16 protein-coding genes are annotated in these 17,662 nt (G+C 68.3%); 8 read left to right on the plus strand and 8 right to left on the minus strand.

The features are described from left to right. Positions 1-9: 9 nt before the first annotated feature. From EV138_RS03335 to EV138_RS03355, 5 genes are all read right to left on the minus strand, one after another. Positions 10-975, minus strand: coding sequence for a LysR family transcriptional regulator (locus EV138_RS03335; RefSeq protein WP_133976974.1), 966 nt, complete (start codon positions 973-975; stop codon positions 10-12). 139 nt (positions 976-1,114) lie between these two features. After that, a complete protein-coding gene (locus tag EV138_RS03340; protein ID WP_133976975.1) occupies positions 1,115-2,287 on the minus strand; it encodes an ABC transporter permease in 1,173 nt (390 codons plus the stop codon). Continuing rightward, complete coding sequence (locus EV138_RS03345; RefSeq protein WP_133981692.1) at positions 2,284-3,165, minus strand: ABC transporter ATP-binding protein; 882 nt, start codon at positions 3,163-3,165, stop codon at positions 2,284-2,286. The genes EV138_RS03340 and EV138_RS03345 overlap by 4 nt, the downstream gene beginning before the upstream one ends. A 273-nt stretch (positions 3,166-3,438) precedes the next feature. Beyond that, entirely contained in the window at positions 3,439-4,098 is a 660-nt protein-coding gene (locus EV138_RS03350; protein ID WP_133981693.1) for a response regulator, read from the minus strand. Between the two features lie 14 nt (positions 4,099-4,112). Continuing rightward, positions 4,113-5,855 (minus strand): sensor histidine kinase, encoded by a 1,743-nt coding sequence (locus tag EV138_RS03355; RefSeq protein ID WP_238157937.1) that lies wholly within the window; start codon positions 5,853-5,855, stop codon positions 4,113-4,115. A gap of 73 nt (positions 5,856-5,928) precedes the next feature. Between EV138_RS03355 and lipA the strand changes: the two genes are divergently transcribed. The 5 genes from lipA to EV138_RS03380 all read left to right on the plus strand — a co-directional run bounded on the left by lipA (position 5,929) and on the right by EV138_RS03380 (position 11,201). Beyond that, positions 5,929-6,873 carry a lipoyl synthase gene (gene lipA / locus EV138_RS03360; protein WP_112248819.1) on the plus strand — a complete coding sequence of 315 codons (945 nt, stop codon included), beginning with the start codon at positions 5,929-5,931 and terminating at the stop codon, positions 6,871-6,873. A 30-nt stretch (positions 6,874-6,903) separates the two neighbouring features. Further along, positions 6,904-7,599 carry a DUF4191 domain-containing protein gene (locus EV138_RS03365; protein WP_133976976.1) on the plus strand — a complete coding sequence of 232 codons (696 nt, stop codon included), beginning with the start codon at positions 6,904-6,906 and terminating at the stop codon, positions 7,597-7,599. A 160-nt stretch (positions 7,600-7,759) separates the two neighbouring features. After that, on the plus strand, positions 7,760-9,037 hold the full coding sequence (locus EV138_RS03370; RefSeq protein WP_133976977.1) for an SAM-dependent methyltransferase: 1,278 nt from the start codon (positions 7,760-7,762) through the stop codon (positions 9,035-9,037). A gap of 106 nt (positions 9,038-9,143) precedes the next feature. Then, positions 9,144-9,932 (plus strand): DUF899 domain-containing protein, encoded by a 789-nt coding sequence (locus tag EV138_RS03375; RefSeq protein WP_133976978.1) that lies wholly within the window; start codon positions 9,144-9,146, stop codon positions 9,930-9,932. Between the two features lie 51 nt (positions 9,933-9,983). Continuing rightward, positions 9,984-11,201 carry an aminopeptidase gene (locus tag EV138_RS03380; protein ID WP_133976979.1) on the plus strand — a complete coding sequence of 406 codons (1,218 nt, stop codon included), beginning with the start codon at positions 9,984-9,986 and terminating at the stop codon, positions 11,199-11,201. Positions 11,202-11,217: 16 nt separating this feature from the next. Here EV138_RS03380 and EV138_RS03385 read toward each other — a convergent pair whose 3' ends face one another. Next, positions 11,218-11,682 carry an RDD family protein gene (locus EV138_RS03385; protein WP_133976980.1) on the minus strand — a complete coding sequence of 155 codons (465 nt, stop codon included), beginning with the start codon at positions 11,680-11,682 and terminating at the stop codon, positions 11,218-11,220. A 188-nt stretch (positions 11,683-11,870) separates the two neighbouring features. Between EV138_RS03385 and glnA the strand changes: the two genes are divergently transcribed. Next, complete coding sequence (gene glnA / locus EV138_RS03390; protein ID WP_112247528.1) at positions 11,871-13,295, plus strand: type I glutamate--ammonia ligase; 1,425 nt, start codon at positions 11,871-11,873, stop codon at positions 13,293-13,295. 264 nt (positions 13,296-13,559) lie between these two features. Here glnA and EV138_RS03395 read toward each other — a convergent pair whose 3' ends face one another. Next, the gene (locus EV138_RS03395; RefSeq protein ID WP_133976981.1) at positions 13,560-14,612 is read right to left on the minus strand and encodes a CE1 family esterase; all 1,053 of its coding nucleotides are present in this window, start codon (positions 14,610-14,612) and stop codon (positions 13,560-13,562) included. Positions 14,613-14,688: 76 nt separating this feature from the next. Between EV138_RS03395 and EV138_RS03400 the strand changes: the two genes are divergently transcribed. Beyond that, complete coding sequence (locus EV138_RS03400) at positions 14,689-15,750, plus strand: LLM class flavin-dependent oxidoreductase (protein WP_133976982.1); 1,062 nt, start codon at positions 14,689-14,691, stop codon at positions 15,748-15,750. Positions 15,751-15,804: 54 nt separating this feature from the next. Here the strand turns inward: EV138_RS03400 and EV138_RS03405 are convergent, their stop codons facing one another. After that, a complete protein-coding gene (locus EV138_RS03405) occupies positions 15,805-16,251 on the minus strand; it encodes a DUF4234 domain-containing protein (RefSeq protein ID WP_133976983.1) in 447 nt (148 codons plus the stop codon). Positions 16,252-16,710: 459 nt separating this feature from the next. Here EV138_RS03405 and EV138_RS38450 point away from each other — a divergent pair, with 459 nt between their 5' ends. After that, a complete protein-coding gene (locus tag EV138_RS38450; protein WP_133976984.1) occupies positions 16,711-17,658 on the plus strand; it encodes a peptidoglycan recognition protein family protein in 948 nt (315 codons plus the stop codon). Positions 17,659-17,662 lie beyond the last annotated feature (4 nt).

Consider the following 17,662-nt stretch of genomic DNA (forward strand, 5'->3'; position numbering starts at 1 on the left):
CCAAAAAAACTAGGCGACGTGCATGCGTTGGTGTTGGCCCCAGCGGGCGTGTTCGGCGAACGCCTCGTCGTAGGCGTGGATCGCCATCTGGCAGACCTCCCCCGCCATCTGCGCCCGCGGTGATTCGGTGCTCCAGGCAAGCATCAGCCGGCGGTGGATCGGGTTGCCTGCCAGCGGCCGGGTCGTCACGTCGCTCGACAACATCCGGTACGACGTCGGCGAGATCAGCGCGACGCCCTGCCCACTGGTCACGAAGCCCATCAGTACCGAGGTGTCGACCGAGTGGTGCTCGACTCGCGGCACGAAGCCGGCCTGTTCACAAGCCGCCCGGAAGAGCACGTGGAAACCACTGTCGTCCGGCGGTTCGCCGATCCACTCCTCGTTCGCCAGGTCGGCGAGGTCGATCTCCTTGCGGTGCCGGCTCGCCACGGCCAGCGGGTGGTCGGCGGCCATCACCACGTACGCCGTCTCGGACTCCACGATCGTGCGGGCCTCCACGCCCGCCGGGAGCCGCACTTCGAAGCCGGGAAACTCACGCAGCAACGCGAAGTCGAGCCGGCCGCTCTCCAGCTGCTGCAGCAGGACACTGGTGGCCCATTCGACCTCGATGCTCACCTGCTCGATCTCACCGTGGTCGCGCAGCCGGCTGGCGATCCCGGACATCGGCGCGGTCGGGAATCCACCCAGCCGTACGGCGCTGGACTCCACCGCCGTCATCGCCGAGACCGTCGCGGAGAGGTGGTCGACATCGACCAGGATCGCGCGCGCCCGGTCCACGGCGTACCGGCCCAGCGGGGTGGGGGTCACGCCGGTCCGGGAGCGCTCGAAGAGTTCACCGCCGAAGGCCGACTCGATCCGCTTCAGCTGCGCGGTCAGGCTCGGCTGGCTGACCTTGAGCCAGCGGGCGGCCCGTCCGACGGACCCCGCTTCTGCCACCAGGACCACCACCCGGAGGTGGCGCAGCTCGACGTTCATGCGTTGTGACCGTAGTCCAGATGCGCGCCCGCCACACAGTCATCCCGTATTGCGGTTTCGTCACAGCCATCAAACTTTCTGTAACGCTCGCACCGGGATCCCGATAGACCTGCGCGATCGAGCCCAGACCCGAGCGATATCAGCTCGCCTCGAGCGCGATCGCCTCGCGGTAGCCCAGCCGGCGGCCGGTCTTCAGCAGCGTCCGTTCGTACACCCTCGCCGCGAGCCGGACGATCCCGGCCGTCGCCACCAGCAGGATCAGGATGGCCAGCAGCGGCTGCCAGAGCGGCACGTGTTCGGTCAGCATCCGGCCCGGCATCGCCATCGAGGACGCGAACGGCACGAACGAAGCGATCGTCTTGGCCGAGGATCCGGCGAAAACCGAGAAGAAGAACGGGATCATCAGGATCATCTGGCCCGGCAACGTGGTCGACCCGAGGTCCTCCTGCCGCGTCGCGAGCGACCCGGCGACCGCCCACAACCCCGCCAGCGCGACGAAGCCGAGGACGAAGAACACCACGAACCAGCCTGCGACCGGCGCGACCACCTTGAGGATGTCGGCCTGCCCGGTCGCCAACAAGCCGATCAGCGAAGCAGCCGCGATCACGACGATCTGCGACAAGGCCAGCACGGTGCTGCCGATCACCTTGCCCCACAGCAGCGCCCGGATCGGGATCGCGGCGGCCAGGATCTCGACCACCCGGCTCTCCTTCTCCTGCACGACACTCTGCGCGATCATCATGCCGAACCCGAGCGCGGTCATGTAGAAGGCAAGCGCCAGCCCGATGTTCACGAAGTCGGCCACGATCTCGGGCAACGGACCCGGGTTCAGCAACCGCTCCTGTACTGCGGTGCCGGCGCGCAACTGCTCCGGGGTCAGCCCGGCCTTGCCCGCGTTCTGTTCCATTCCGAGGTTGACGACAGCTTCGCGCAGCGCGTTCTGGATGCTCTCGTCGAGCTGCTGGTCCCCAACGACGACGTACCCATCGGCACCGGGCACCAGCGCAGCCTTCGCGTCGCCGTCGGACACCAACCGCTCGGCGGCCGCCTGGTCGCTCACCCGGGTGACTTCGAAGGAGTCGCCGCCTTTGATCTGGTCAGCGGTCTGGACGATCTTGGCGCCCGCGTCGTTCAGTACTGCGATCTTGTCCGGCCCGCTGTGACCGCTCAGCAGCGCCGGAATGATCACGGCCGCCAGCACCACCATCAACATCACCGCGGTGGATCCGAGGAAGGTCCGGTCGCGGATCTTCGTGCTGATCTCGCGGTGTGCCACCAGCTGCCAGGGGTACCGCAAGGTCTCGTCGGTCATCGGGTCGCCTCTCGGAAGACATCGCTCAGCGCCACTCGTTCCGGCCCGAACTCCAGTACCTGCCCGCGGCTGATCGCCTCCGCCAGGATCTGTTGCTCTCGGCCCCTTTCGCCCACGTCGAACAACGCCGTGGCACCGGCGACATCGCGGACCGTGATGCCGCGGACGTCACGCAGCCAGCCCGCGTCGCCGTCGACGACCAGCCGGTACGTCGTACTCGGGCCGGCCGCGAGTTCGGAAACGGGGCCTGCGGCAACCACTTTGCCGCGGGCCAGCACGACCAGGTCGTCGCAGAGGCGTTCCACGAGTTCGAGCTGGTGACTGGAGAACAGCACCGGTACCTCAGGAGTGACCTCGTCGCGCAGCAGGTCCACCATCGCGTCGACGGCGAGCGGGTCCAGTCCGCTGAACGGCTCGTCGAGCACCAGCGCGATCGGTTCGTGGACCAGCGCGGCGGCGATCTGGACCCGCTGCTGGTTGCCCAGGGAGAGCGTCTCCAGCACATCGCCGGCCCGCTCGCTCAGCCCCAGCCGGCCGAGGATCTTGTCGGTCCGCTCGGCCGCCCGGAGCTGGTCGAGACCGTGCAGGCGACCGAAGAACACCAACTGGTCACGGATCTTCATCTTCGGGTACAGCCCGCGCTCCTCCGGCATGTAACCGAAGTCGCGACGCACGGCAGCGGTCAACGGCGAACCGTTCCACGACACCTGACCGGCCGACGCGGCCAGGACGCCGAGGACGATCCGCATCGTCGTCGTCTTGCCGGCCCCGTTCGCGCCGACGAACCCGGTCATCCGGCCCGGCACCACGTCGAAACTGACGTCGTCCAGCGCGAGGTGATCACCGAACCGCCGGGTCAGCCCAGCCACGCTCAGCATCCCGTTCACCCGTTCCTCTACTCCTGCGGCACTCCTGCGAGTCCGGCACGCAATCCCGGACACTCCCGTTCGGAAGTGACTCCCACGCTAGTCACCGCAACCCTCCGCCCACGTCGCCCCGCAGTGTGACCCGCAAGGTCATCCGCAGGGTGGACAGCCCGACAGCTGCCCGTACTGCGGCGCGGCGCACGTCTGTACTACGGGCGCCTGCGCGCCTGCCGCCACCACGGGTCGTAGTACGGGCCCTCGGCAACCAGTGACTCGCGGTACGGGTCAGGGCGTGTGCTCGTCGCCGGGGATGACGAGGCCGCATTCGTAGGCGAAGACGACGGCCTGGACGCGGTCCCGGAGACCGAGCTTCAGCAGGACGCGGGAGACGTGGGTCTTCACGGTCGCCTCGCCGACAAAGAGTGCGTTGGCGATCTCGGTGTTGGTCAGGCCGCGGGCGATCAGGCCGAGTACCTCGCGCTCGCGATCGGTGAGGTCGGCCACCAGGTCCGGACGGTAGACCCGTTCGCCGCCGCCGGTGAACCGCTTGATCACCCGCCGGGTCACCTCGGGAGCGAGCAGCGCGTGTCCCGAGTGGACGATCTGGATCGCCTCGACGAGGTCCTCCGGCGCCGTGTTCTTCAGCAGGAAGCCGCTCGCACCGGCGCCGAGCGACTCGAACAGGTAGTCGTCACGGTCGAACGTGGTCAGGATGATCACCTTCCCGGCATCGGCGGCGACAATCCGCTGGGTCGCCGCGATGCCGTCGAGACCGGGCATCTGGACGTCCATCAGGACGACGTCCGGCTGGAGCTTCTGCGCGAGCTCGACCGCCCGTTCGCCGTCCGCGGCCTCGCCGACCACCTCGATGTCGGGTTCCACCGACAGGATCATCCGGAACCCGGCCCGGACCAGATCCTGGTCGTCCACCAGCAACACCCGCATCGCGGCCGTCTCACTCACGCCTTCTCCTCACCCTCGAACCCACCCTGTACTCCGCGAGCCGCCGCGCCCCCGCGATCCACCGGCGCTCCGGAACCCGCCGCACCACCCGAATCCACCCGAGCCCCGGGAACCGTCACCCCGCCGCCAGAATCCACCCGAGCCGGGGGAACCGCCGCGGTATCGGAGTCCGCCCCAGCCCCAGGAACCGCCACCCCGCCGCCAGAATCCACCCGAGCCGGGGGAACCGCCGCGGTATCGGAGTCCGCCCCGGCCCCAGGAACCGCCACCCCGCCGCCAGAATCCACCCGAGCCCCGGGAACCCCCGCTCCGCCGGAATCCGGTCGAACCCCGGGAACCGCCGCACGGCCGGAATCCGCTCGAGCGCCGGAATCTTTCTGCGCCCCGAGCACGGCTTGGGTGGCCAGAGACGTTTGGTCGCCCGGGACGACCTGCAAAGGAATGCGGGCGCGGACCCGGAAGCCGCCGACGGGGCGGGGGCCGATCTCGCTCTCGCCGCCGAGGAGGCCGACTCGTTCGCGGATGCCGACATGACCCAGCCGGCTGCCGACCGGCGCGTGCTTCGGCCGGCCGTCGTCGATCACCTCGACCTCGACCGCCGAATCACCGAGGTAGCGCAAGGTCACATGGGCGCTCCGGGCCGTCGAGTGCCGGCGGACGTTGGTGAGCGCCTCCTGCGCGATCCGGTAGACCGACACCGAGATCGTCTCGGGCAGCTCGATCGGCCGCCCGATCTGGTGGAAGCCGACCTGCAGTCCCTCTCCCCCGACGGTGGCGACCAGCGCCGGCAACCGGTCCGCGCCCGCCTGCGGCTCCTTGAGACTCGGCGTACCGAGTTCGTCGTCGAGCTCCGGGTCGGCCGCACGCAGCATCCCGAGCAGCTGCCGCATCTCGTTGACCGCGGTACGGCTGGAGTTCTCGATCACCGACAGCGCGTTCTTCGCCGCTTCCGGGTCCTTCTCCATCACCCGGCGAGCGCCCCCGGCCTGTACGCCGATGCTGCTGATGTGGTGAGCCACGACATCGTGCAGCTCCCGCGAGATCCGCAGTCGCTCGTCGATCACGGCGCGACGGGCGTTCGCCTGCTGCTGGGCGGCCAGCTCGGCAGCCTGGGTCTCGAGTTCGTAGCGTTGCCGGGCACCTGCCCACGCAGTACGGCCCCAGAAGTAGGCGCCGAAGAAGTAGAGGACGTTCAGCGCGATGGCCAGCAGTACATAGGAGACGTACGGCGACAGCAGGCCCTGCGCGGTCCCCTTGATCGAGTCGTGCCGCAGAGCCCGGACGAAGCCGGAGATGAGCCAGCCGAACATCCCGACGAAGACGACGACCATGGTCACCTTCATGCGGCGCCGGTCCTTCGCCCACGCGGCAGCGGCGTACAGGGCCATGAACTGGGACGCCTGAGTGACCAGGTTGCTGCCGAACGCCCACGGCACCCGCTCGCCCGCGACGAAGAACAACACCGACACCGCGACCAGCGCCGCCAACGGGAACCGGCGCCGCAAGCACAGCGGCAGTGCGATCGCAGCGCTCAGTACGTAGGCCTCGACGCCACCGATCCCGAGCTTGACCGGGCTCGGCGACGCCCCGCGGGCCAGTTCGGTGCCGAGCACGCCGGCGACCGCCATGCCCAGACCGAGCAGCAGGTCACGACGCTGTTCGAGCCGGGACGGCCCAGGCCGGACCCACGCAACCGCAGGTGCCTCCGGTGGGGAGGGCTCCGGAACAGAGGTGGACATGGTTGCCCACCCTACGGGTGACAGCTCCTGTCCGGTGATTGGCTGCTGTCCGGCGCCGCGTACTCTGGTGGGCGTGACGATCGCCCCAGAAGGACGGAAGCTACTCAGGCTCGAGGTGCGCAACGCGGAGACCCCGATCGAGCGCAAACCCGAGTGGATCAAGACGCGCGCGAAGATGGGCCCGGAGTACACCAAGCTGCAGAAGCTGGTGAAGTCCGAAGAGCTCCACACGGTGTGTCAGGAAGCCGGCTGCCCGAACATCTTCGAGTGCTGGGAAGACCGCGAGGCCACCTTCCTGATCGGCGGCGACCAGTGCACCCGGCGCTGTGACTTCTGCCAGATCGACACCGGCAAGCCCGAGGCGCTGGACCGCGACGAGCCGCGCCGGGTCGCCGAGTCAGTCGTCAAGATGGGCCTGCGGTACGCCACCGTCACCGGCGTGGCCCGCGACGACCTGGAGGACGGCGGCGCCTGGCTGTACGCCGAGACGATCCGCCAGATCCACGCGCTCAACCCGGGCACCGGGGTCGAGATGCTCGCGCCCGACTTCAACGCCGTACCGGAGCAGTTGGCCGAGGTCTTCTCGTCCCGCCCCGAGGTGTTCGCGCACAACGTCGAGACGGTGCCGCGGATCTTCCGCCGGATCCGGCCCGGCTTCCGCTACGAGCGGTCGCTGGACGTGATCACCCAGGCCCGCGACTACGGTCTGGTCACCAAGTCGAACCTGATCCTCGGCATGGGCGAGACGCGCGAGGAGGTCAGCCAGGCGCTGACCGACCTGCACGACGCCGGCTGCGAGATCATCACCATCACCCAGTACCTGCGCCCGTCGGTGCGGCACCACCCGGTCGAGCGCTGGGTCCGGCCGGAAGAGTTCGTCGAGATGAAGGAGGAGGCCGAGGAGATCGGCTTCGCCGGAGTCATGTCCGGGCCGCTGGTGCGTTCGTCGTACCGGGCCGGTCGGCTGTACCGTCAGGCTGTGGAGTCGCGGATGACCTCCGCAACGACGGATGCTTAGGTTTTCGCTGAACAACGGACAAAGGTAGAGATGGCCAAGAACGACGCGCCCGCCGAGAAGACCAGCCGGCTCAAGCAGATCCGGTCGGCGTACCAGCTGACCAAGAAGTCGGACCCGAAGATCGGGCTGATCCTTGCCGGGATCTTCCTCGGTGTCCTCGCGGTCTTCGCAGTCGTCGGCGTGCTGACCGGTCACCTGCTGGTGCTGCTGCCGCTCGGCTTCGCACTCGGCCTGCTGGCCGCCACGGTCGTCTTCGGCCGCCGGGTCGAGAAGGCGGCGTACAGCCAGATCGAGGGCCAGGCGGGTGCCGCCGCGTCCGCGCTGCAGACCCTGCGCCGCGGCTGGAACGTCACCCCGGCCGTCGCGGTCACGAAGAACGCGGACATCGTGCACCGGGTCGTCGGCCGGCCGGGCATCGTCCTGGTCGGCGAGGGCCAGCCGAGCCGGGTGAAGAACCTGCTCGCCGCCGAGGGCAAGAAGCACACCCGGGTCGCGGGTGGCGCGCCGGTGATCCAGCTCGTCGCCGGCAAGGGCGAGGGCGAGATCGACATCCGCAAGCTCACCAAGCACGTGATGAAGCTCCCGGCCGCCCTGCAGCCGTCGGAGATCACCGACCTGCTGCAGCGGCTCAAGGCGCTCGACGCGGTCCGTCCGCAGGTGCCGATGCCGAAGGGCCCGGTCCCGACCAGCCTCAAGGGCGCCCGCCAGGCGATGAAGGGCCGCTGAGCCGCACACCGCATCACCGCGTTCCGTCGCTGGTGTAACCGATCGCAGCCAGGGGCGTTCTCTAGGCGTGAGGACTCTTCTGTGCCTGGTGTTGCGGCACCTGATGGCCGATGGGTCATAGAGTGCGGCCAGGACAGCTCGAGTGGCGGGGGAGACGGAAGTGACGGATCTGATGCCGGCGGTACACCAGCCGGCGGCCGACCAGTGGCCGACCCTGGTCCGGCCACGCTCGAACCCGGTACGCCGGGCCGGCGCGCTCGCCGCGATCCGGATGGTCGCCAAGGACCTCCCGGTCACCATCCGCCTGGACAACAAGGCGTACGGGCTGGGCGGCCCAGGGATGCGAGTGCACCGCAGCGCGGCGTTCCTCGACCGGCTCGGACAGGACGCGGGGTCCGGGTTCGGCGAGGCCTATCTGGCCGGTGACTGGGACCCGGAGCCGGGCACCGACCTGGCCGACCTGCTGGTGCCGTTCGCCGAGCGGTTCAGCAACGACGAGACCCGGCACCTGCTGCCGAAGTGGGCGCAGTCGCTGCGCTGGCTGGTCACCCGGACCCAGCCGGGCGATCAGGACAACGACCGGGCCGGCGCGCGTGAGAACATCAGCCGCCACTACGACCTCAGCAACGCGATGTTCGCCGAGTTCCTCGATCCCTCGCTGACGTACTCGGCCGCGCTCTTCGGACCCGACGCGACCGCCGACCTGGGCTCGGCGTCGTACGACGAACTCTCGCCGGCCCAGCTCCGCAAACTCGATTCGATCCTGGACGCGGCCGGGGTGCACGCCGGCTCCCGCGTGCTCGACATCGGCTGCGGCTGGGCGAGCCTGGCGATCCGCGCCGCCCAGCGCGGTGCCTGGGTGACGGCGATCACGATCGCGTCCCAGCAGGCGCTGCTCGCCCAGCGGCGGATCGCCGACGCCGGCGTGAGCGACCGGGTCCAGGTTGCCCTGCGCGACTACCGCGACCAGATCGGCGAGTTCGACGCGGTGCTCAGCGTCGAGATGATCGAAGCCGTCGGCGAGAAGTACTGGCCGGTGTACTTCGACGTCATCGAACGCCGGCTCGCACCGGGCGGCGTCGCCGTCGTCCAGGCGATCGTGATGCCGCACGAGCGGATGCTTGCCACCCGCAACACCTTCACCTGGGTCCAGAAGTACATCTTCCCCGGCGGCCTGCTCCCCTCGGTCCACGCGATCCAGCAGGTGACCGCCGAGCACACGGGCCTGCAGGCGCAGGTACTGCGGCAGCTCGGCCCCGACTACGCCCGCACGCTCCGCATCTGGCGCAACCGCTTCATCGACCAGTGGCCGAACATCGAGGCCCTCGGCTTCGACTCCACCTTCCGCCGCATGTGGGAGTTCTACCTCGCCTACTCGGAAGCCGGCTTCCGCGCCGGCTACCTCGACGACGTCCAACTCCTGCTGACCAAGCGCTAGGCCACTCCCCCACCGGTGGTAACGCGACCGCGGAAAAGCGCTGTCTCACGCTCGGACCACGCCGTACTGTGCGATCGGGATTGTCGACCAGTGGGGAGTGAGCGCGGTGACGAAGATCGGTGAGCTGCCCGAGGTGGTGTCGCGCGAGGAGTGGATGGCCGCGCGCAAGGAGTTGCTGGCCAAGGAGAAGGAGCTGACCCGCGCCCGCGACGAGCTGAACGCTGAGCGGCGACGGCTGCCGATGGTCCGGGTGGACAGGCCCTACGAGTTCGACGGTCCGGACGGGAAGGTCAGTCTGCTGGACCTTTTCGACGGGCGTCCGCAACTGGTGATGCATCACTTCATGTTCGCGCCCGACTGGGACGAGGGCTGCCCGAGTTGTTCGTCGGCCGCCGACGGCATCGGGCGGTTGCGGCAACTCCACGTCCGCAACACCACGCTCGTCGCGGTCTCCCGTGCCCCGTACGCGAAGCTGGCGGCGTACCGGGATCGGATGGGCTGGACGTTTCCCTGGTATTCGTCGTACGGCACCGCCTTCAACTACGACTTCCACGCGACCCTCGACGACCGGATCATGCCGGTCCTGCTGCATTTTCGCGACGAAGGCGAGCTCGCCGAAGCCGGTACGCCGTGGACGGGTGGTCCGTGGACCGAGGACATGAACGGCGAGGAGGTGCCCGGTATCAGCGCGTTCCTACGGGTCGGCGACGAGGTGTTCCACACCTACTCGACGTACGGGCGTGGCATCGAGGAATTCCACAACGGCTATCACTACCTCGATCTCACCGCGCTCGGCCGGCAGGAGGCCTGGGAGGAGCCGAAGGGGCGCGCGGAACCACTCGGCCTGCAGGTCGGCGGGCCGAACATGCGCGTCCCCGACCAGTACGACCTTTAGGGCTGCTCTGGCAGTGTTCGTGGTGACGTCGACATCTGATGAGGTGGGTGCATGAGCAGCAGTGCCGAGGATCGGCTGGACAGGTTTGCGGATCTGGTGGTTCGGGTGGGGGTGAACGTCCAGCACGGGCAGGGGGTCGTGATCTCGGCCGACATCGCGCAACTCGAGGTCGCGCGTGCCGTGGTCGAGCAGGCGTACGTCGCGGGCGCCGGCTGGGTGGAGGTCGCCTGGTCCGACGGGCCGATCCGGCGCTCCGAGCTCACCCACGCGACGATCGAGACGCTGACCGCGGACCGGCCCTGGGCGCTCCAGCGCGCGGCCGAATGGACCGAGCAGGGCGTCGCCACGATCGCTCTGGTCGGCAATCCGGACGCAGGCCTGTTCGCCGGGATCGATCCCGCGAAGCTGACCACGGTCCGCAAGGGCGAGATGTCGGCCAGGCAGCAGGCGGCGATGAGCGGCGAGATGCGGTGGACCGTCGTTGCCGCGCCGAACGCCGGCTGGGCCGCCCAGGTCTACGGCGAGCCCGACGTCGAGCGGCTCTGGACCGCCGTCGGCAAGGCGATGCGCCTGGACGAAGCCGACCCGGTGACGGCCTGGCGGGACCGGGCAGCCACCTTGGCCTCGCGCGCCAAGGCTCTCGACGCACTCCAGATCAGCGAACTCACGTACTCCGGCGACGGCACCGACCTCACCGTCGGCCTGATCCCCGACTGCCGCTGGACCGGCGGCTCCGTCACCGACCCGGCCGGCATCACCTACATGCCGAACATCCCCACCGAAGAGGTCTTCACCAGCCCCGATCGCCGCCGCGCGGACGGCGTACTGCGGGTCACCAAGCCGGTCGTCATCGCCGGGCAACTCGTCGAAGGTCTCCGCCTGACCCTCGAAGGCGGCCGCATCACTGACGTCACCGCGGACGCAGGCGCCGACGTCGCCCGCGCTCAATTGGACAGCGACGAAGGTGCGCGCAGCCTCGGCGAGGTGGCGCTGGTCGATCGCGACTCCCGGATCGCGCAGGCGGACACCGTCTTCCACAACACACTGTTCGACGAGAACGCCGGCTGCCACGTCGCCTGGGGCCAAAGCTTCCCGTTCGCCGTCGACGGCGGCCTGGAACTGAGCCCCGACCAGCGGTACGCCGCGGGCCTCAACTCCGCCCGGGTCCACACCGACGTCGTCATCGGCGGCGACGGCCTGACCGTCACCGCCACCACACCAACTGGCAAGGTCCCGATCCTGGAAGACGACGAGTGGGTCCTGCCGTAGCCCTGGCTGGAGCCGGCTACCGGCGTACGACGATGGTGCCGGCGGCCTTGTCGTGCAGGCCCCGGCGGTCGCGGTCGTAGACGACGGCGGGGATGACCAGGCAGAGCAGGAGTGCCCGGATCGCCCCGCCGAGCAGGCCGACCTGCGCGGCGTACCCGGTGCCACCGGGCTGCGTCCGGATCACGCGGAGCCCGAGCAGCCGGTGACCGATCGTCCCGCCGCCCAGGCCGGACAGGATCGCTGACATGGCGAAGAAACTCACCAGCTGGGCGGTGTTGAAATCGTTGCCTCCGGCCCAGATCGGCTTCCCGGTCACCGCCGAGGCGATCAGGCCCGCGATCAGCCAGTCGGCGAACAGCGCGACCACTCTGCGTCCCCAGCCGGCCACCGAGCCCGGTCCGTCCTCGGGCAGCCCGAGCCGACTGCCCGGATAGCGGAACTCCTCGGTGGGTCCCGCCCCGGATTGCGCAGATGATGCCATGATGCAAGCCTAGTGCTCGCCAGACGAGCACTAAATGTGCGGCCGGGGATCTCACTACCCCGCAGCCGTCACCAGTGGGTCAGCGCGGACCACGCTGGACGTAACATCCGCGAAACATTGGGGTCACGGCCGAGTAATCGGCAGGGCCTACGTTCAGAACAATCTCTGAGCCACCCCGAGGAGTACGTATGTTTTCCAGCGCTGAGGAGCTGCTCGCCTACGTCAAGGACGAGGGCGTCGCGTTCATCGACGTCCGGTTCTGTGACCTGCCGGGCATCATGCAGCACTTCACCGTCCCGGTGTCGTCATTCGGTCCCGAGGTCTTCGAGGACGGCCTGCAGTTCGACGGTTCGTCGATCCGCGGCTTCCAGCAGATCCACGAGTCGGACATGTCACTGCTGCCCGACCCGACCACGGCCTACGTCGACCCGTTCCGCCGGGACAAGACGCTGATCGTCAACTTCTTCGTGCACGACCCGCTGACCGGCGAGGCCTACAGCCGGGACCCGCGCAACATCGCCCGCAAGGCGCAGGAGTACCTGAAGTCGACCGGCATCGCCGACACCGCCTTCTTCGCGCCGGAGGCCGAGTTCTACGTCTTCGACGACGTACGGTTCGAGACCAAGCAGAACGAGAGCTACTACCACATCGACTCCGTGGCCGGCGCCTGGAACACCGGCCGGGTCGAGGAGGGTGGTAACCGTGGCTACAAGGTCCGCTACAAGGGTGGCTACTTCCCCGCGCCGCCGGTCGACCACTTCGCCGACCTGCGCAACGACATCACCAAGCACCTCGAGACCAGCGGCCTGACCGTCGAGCGGGCGCACCACGAGGTCGGTACGGCGGGGCAGGCGGAGATCAACTACCGCTTCGACACGCTGCTCACCGCGGCCGACGACCTGATGAAGTTCAAGTACATCGTCAAGAACACCGCCTGGGACGCCGGCAAGACCGCGACCTTCATGCCGAAGCCGATCTTCGGCGACAACGGCTCGGGTATGCACTGCCACCAGTCGCTGTGGAGCGACGGCAACCCGCTGTTCTACGACGAGTCCGGCTACGGCGGCCTGTCCGACATCGCCCGCTGGTACATCGGCGGCATCCTCAAGCACGCGCCGTCGCTGCTGGCCTTCACCAACCCGACGGTGAACTCCTACCACCGCCTGGTGCCGGGCTTCGAGGCGCCGGTCAACCTGGTCTACTCCCAGCGCAACCGGTCGGCCTGCATCCGGATCCCGATCACCGGGTCGAACCCGAAGGCGAAGCGGATCGAGTTCCGCTGCCCCGACCCGTCGTCGAACCCGTACCTGGCCTTCTCGGCCCAGCTGCTGGCCGGCCTGGACGGTATCCGTAACAAGATCGAGCCCGCGGACCCGATCGACAAGGACCTGTACGAGCTGCCGCCGGAGGAGCACGCGTCGGTCGCCCAGGTGCCGACCTCGCTGCCGGCCGTGATCGACTCGCTCGAGGCCGACCACGACTTCCTCCTCGAGGGCGACGTGTTCACCGCCGACCTGATCGAGACCTGGGTCGACTTCAAGCGCGAGAACGAGATCGCCCCGATCCAGCTCCGCCCCCACCCGCACGAGTTCGAGCTGTACTACGACGTGTGATCGACGCAGGTCCCTGACCTGCTCGTAGTCCGCTGAACGGCGGCTGACCTGGGCAACGTTCTCTCGACGTTGCTCATCGTCAGCCGCCGTTCTGCGTCGCCCGGCGTAAGACGCTTGGGGCTTTCTGCCTACGGAAAGCCTGACTTCCGGCCCTACGGCGGCTTCGGCCACCGGACCAGGCTAGAAGTGGACCATTAGGAGGCAGTCATGACTACAACGCTGCAAGATCAGTCCTCAGTCCGGTCCCCGCGTGGAGACTGGAGTTCACGGATTCTCGTTCGTGAGATGTGGGCCACGGTGGCAATTGTCGCGATGTGGGTGGCCGTGCTGTTCGTTGGCGTCTTCGGAGGCGACACGACCTTCCACAGCGTCGATTCGAGTTACAGCACCATCCCCTCGGGCGTCTTGGTTGCCCTGTTCGCCGCTATCGGCACCGGCTCCGTCGCCAAGCGCGTGTTCGGCCGCAAGCCGGAGTAGGCGGCGGTCGTCGGCCGGTAGCAGGAGTCGGGCGGCGAAGCGGGAGATTTCTGCCGCGGCGTCGAAGTCGGTGCTGGTCGGCTCGGGGTGGTCGGGATTCGTGGGGGCTCCGGGCCAGGAGTGGCCGCCGCCGGGGACAGTCCAGGCGGCGACCTGGGTGCCCCCGACGCCGCCGGTGAACGTCACCCGCGTGGCATCTGCCTGGCCGCGCGGGCAGCGGTCGATCGTCCGGTAGTGGTCCGCTGTCTCCTCGAGTGACAAGGTGCGGCCGCGGAGTTCGCCGTTCGGACCGCGGCGACGGGAGTAGCCGCCGCCGATGGGCGCGAGCTGGTCGGCGTCGCCGTGGATAAGCAGTGCCGACACGGCGTACGCCGGTCGCAGGTGGCTGAGCGAGGCGGGGAGGGTTCCCGCTACGGCGGCCAGTACGGCGACCCGGTCGCCGGAAGTCAGCGCGAGCCGGTGGGCCATGAAGGCGCCGTTCGAGGCTCCGGCGACCACGGTCCGGTCGGGCGTCGTACCGTATCGCTCGGCTGCGTGGTCGATCAGTGCCCGCAGAAAGGCCACATCGTCCACGCCGGCCTCGTCCGCGCTCGTGACGCCTCGACCGTCCGCCCAGGAACCGCCGTGGCCGTCCGGATACGCGACGACCCAACCGCGCGCATCCGCCTCGCGGTCGAACGTGGTCCATTCGCGCATGATCCAGCCGCCGGCCTCGGGATGGTTGCCGTGCAGCACCAGCACGAGTGGCTTCGCCCCCGGATCGACTCTCGGCAGCCGGAGCGTGAAGGTGCGCACGAGCCCACCGATCGTCAGCTGCCCGTCGACCCCGACATCGTTCATACCTTCGACTTTGCCACTGCGACAGGTTCTGAGACAGCCAATGTCTAGTAACTCAATTGAAATAAACTAGCTTTTCATGAGCCGAGAATTCCTGTGGTACATCCCCAATCAGGTCGAACCCGGGCACCGCGGTGACGACGCCGTACCAGGGCACAACAGCTTGGAGCGGTTGACCGAGTTGGCTCGGCTGACCGAGGAGCACGGATGGGGTGGCGCCCTGTTGGGGACGGGCTGGGGACGGCCGGACACGTTGACGGTGGCGACGGCGCTCGCGGCGAGGACGTCCACGTTCCAGCCGCTGGTGGCGATCCGGCCGGGGTACTGGCAGCCGGCCCATTTCGCCTCGGCGTCGAGCACGCTGGACGAACTGTCCGGCGGCCGGTTGCTGATCAACATCGTGTCCGGGCAGGACAACCTCGCGGCGTACGGCGATGCCGAAGGCGACCAGGCGCAGCGCTACGCCCGCACCAAGGAGTTCCTGCAACTCGTGCGCCGGCTCTGGACCGAGGAGAACGTCACCTTCACCGGCGAGTACTTCTCGGTCGAGCGGTCCACGGTCGCGACCCGCCCGGTCCCCCGCGAGGGACGACCACACCCACGCCTGTACTTCGGTGGCGCCTCCCCCGCCGCCGAGAAGGTCGCCGCCACCGACGCCGACGTACAACTCTTCTGGGGCGAATCCCGCGACGGCATCGCCGAACGCATCGACCGGCTGACGACTCTCCAGGCAGAACTCGGCCGCGAGCACCCACCACTCGAATTCGGCCTCCGGATCACCACCCTGATCCGCGACACCACCGACCAGGCCTGGGCCGACGCCGAGGCGAAGGTCGAGAAATTGGCCGGCGCCCAGGACGCCCTCGCCCAGCACTCCCGGCGCTTCAAAGCCGTCGGCCAGCAACGCCTCCTCGCCCTCGCCGAGCAAGGCGAGGTCCTCGACGACAACCTCTACACGACCCCCGGCAAGTACGGCGGTGGCGGCGCCGGCACCACCTGGCTGGTCGGCTCGGCCGAAGACGTCGCCAAGTCCCTCCGCAAGTACGCCGACCTGGGCATCACCCACTTCATCCTCTCGGACACCCCCTACCGCAAAGAGCTCATCCGCCTCGGCGACCAACTCCTCCCCCACCTCGCCTAGCTCCACAACCACGGGCTGTCGCTCGGCCAGGCAGCGTCAGATCACAGAACCCGCTCAGGCGTAAAGCGGCACCTGCGCACCTACCGGCGTCGCGCCGTACGACTCGGTCACCTTGTTCAATTCCGACTGGTAATAGAGGATGCCAAGCCCGAACACCAGCATCAGCAAAAGTCCGACGCCCGGGCTGCAGGTCACCGGAATCCCCGCGGCTCGCTGACTGTTGGCAATTCGCTTGCCCGTGCCGAAGTACGAGACAAGAGGCGCGATGACCGTCCAGCCAAGGAGCAATAGGACAAGCATCGGGCCGGCGACGGGGACGACTCGCCGCCGGTCGAGTTGCGCCATCTCTGCATGGATCTTGTAGTACCAGACGAGGTGGTAAATGCCGAAAGTGATCAGCGGCAAGCCAAGCCAGACACCGACGGGATTGCGATGCTTCATCTGCAAACCCTGGGCGACAGGTGTGCCCACACGTCCTGGTACTGCGATTTCCTGGGTCATGGTCCCCTCCAAAGGTGATCTTGCCTTCAGGCAGCACGCAGTCCCCCCGCGTGGCGCCTGGTACTTGAGTGCGAGCGCGATTATTCGATCTCTGTCGCGCGAACAACCTTTTGATGCCTATGTCTGCGAAATATCGAGGCGACGTGCACAACCCGCCATTGCATGCAATTCGATTAGGCCGGAATTGCGCCGCACTAGTCGCTCATGTCTTCCCCCGGCTGCTACATCGCGAGCCGGTCACTCGGTGTTACAACGGTCGGAATTATCAGCAATGCTGCTCAACTGAGGAGTTCGAGTCGGGTGCAGATTCGGTCGATCCCCTCGACTTGGGGCGGGGGTGTCGGTAGGTTCTCGCGGGCGGAGGTTTAGCGAGGGGGTATTGCGGCAATCACCCTGAGTAGGAGGACGGCCACTGCGCGCTGTCCGCCCGGGTGGGGATCATCGAGGTGAGGAGTTGTCTTGGCCAGGCCGATGACGGCTGATCAGACGCTGGCGGCACTACGCAAGTGGGAGGTGAGGGTCCGCGAATATCCGGGCTGGCGGACGCGCGGCCGGCCGGGCGGGATCAAGGACGCGCGCGGGATCGTCATCCATCACACCGGCAGCACCTCCCAGGCCGACGACTACCTGAACTTCCTGTTCGTCCGCGGCCGCCCCGAGGACGGCATCCCGGGACCGCTGTGCCACGTGTCGACCGACATGGACGGCGACCTGCACCTCGGCGCGGTCGGCCGGGCCAACCACGCGGGCTCGGGTTCACTGACGACGCTGAACCACGTGACCGCGCAGAACTACAGGGGGTACTCCGCCGAGCTGCGTCCCGGCGCGGACAACGTGGACGGCAACGACTACTACTACGGCAACGAGATCCGGTACGACGGCTCGCGCGCGATGACGGCGGCCGCCTACCGTACTGCGCTGTTGCACGCGGCCGCGATCTGCGACTTCTACGGGTGGTCCGCGCTGTCCGTGATCGGGCACAAGGAACACACGCTGCGCAAGGACGACCCGGGCCACTGCTTGATGAACAGATTCCGCACCGACCTGGCCGCAGTACTGAGGGCCGGACCTGGAGACGACATGGCGAACGCAGACGAGGTACTGGCCGAACTCAGGAGGTTCGAGGCCGCGGAGGCGCAGCGGTACGCCGATCTGGCGTCCCGGGTGCAGGGCCTGATCAACCAGGAGGCCGGCCGCTACGCCGACTACCTCCGTCGCTTCGACGCCATCATGAAGGCCCTCCCCAACGCCGTCCTCGAACCACTCCCCGGTACGCCGAGCGACCCGACCGACCCGGCCGACCCGGTCGACCCGGTCGACCCCAGCGACCCGACCGACCCCAGCGAGCCCAGCGACCCCAGCGACCCCAGCGACCCGAGCGATCCGGCAGGTTCCCGCTCCAGCTGAAGCT

Origin of the sequence: Kribbella voronezhensis, from assembly GCF_004365175.1 — a bacterium.
Lineage (GTDB): Bacteria > Actinomycetota > Actinomycetes > Propionibacteriales > Kribbellaceae > Kribbella > Kribbella voronezhensis.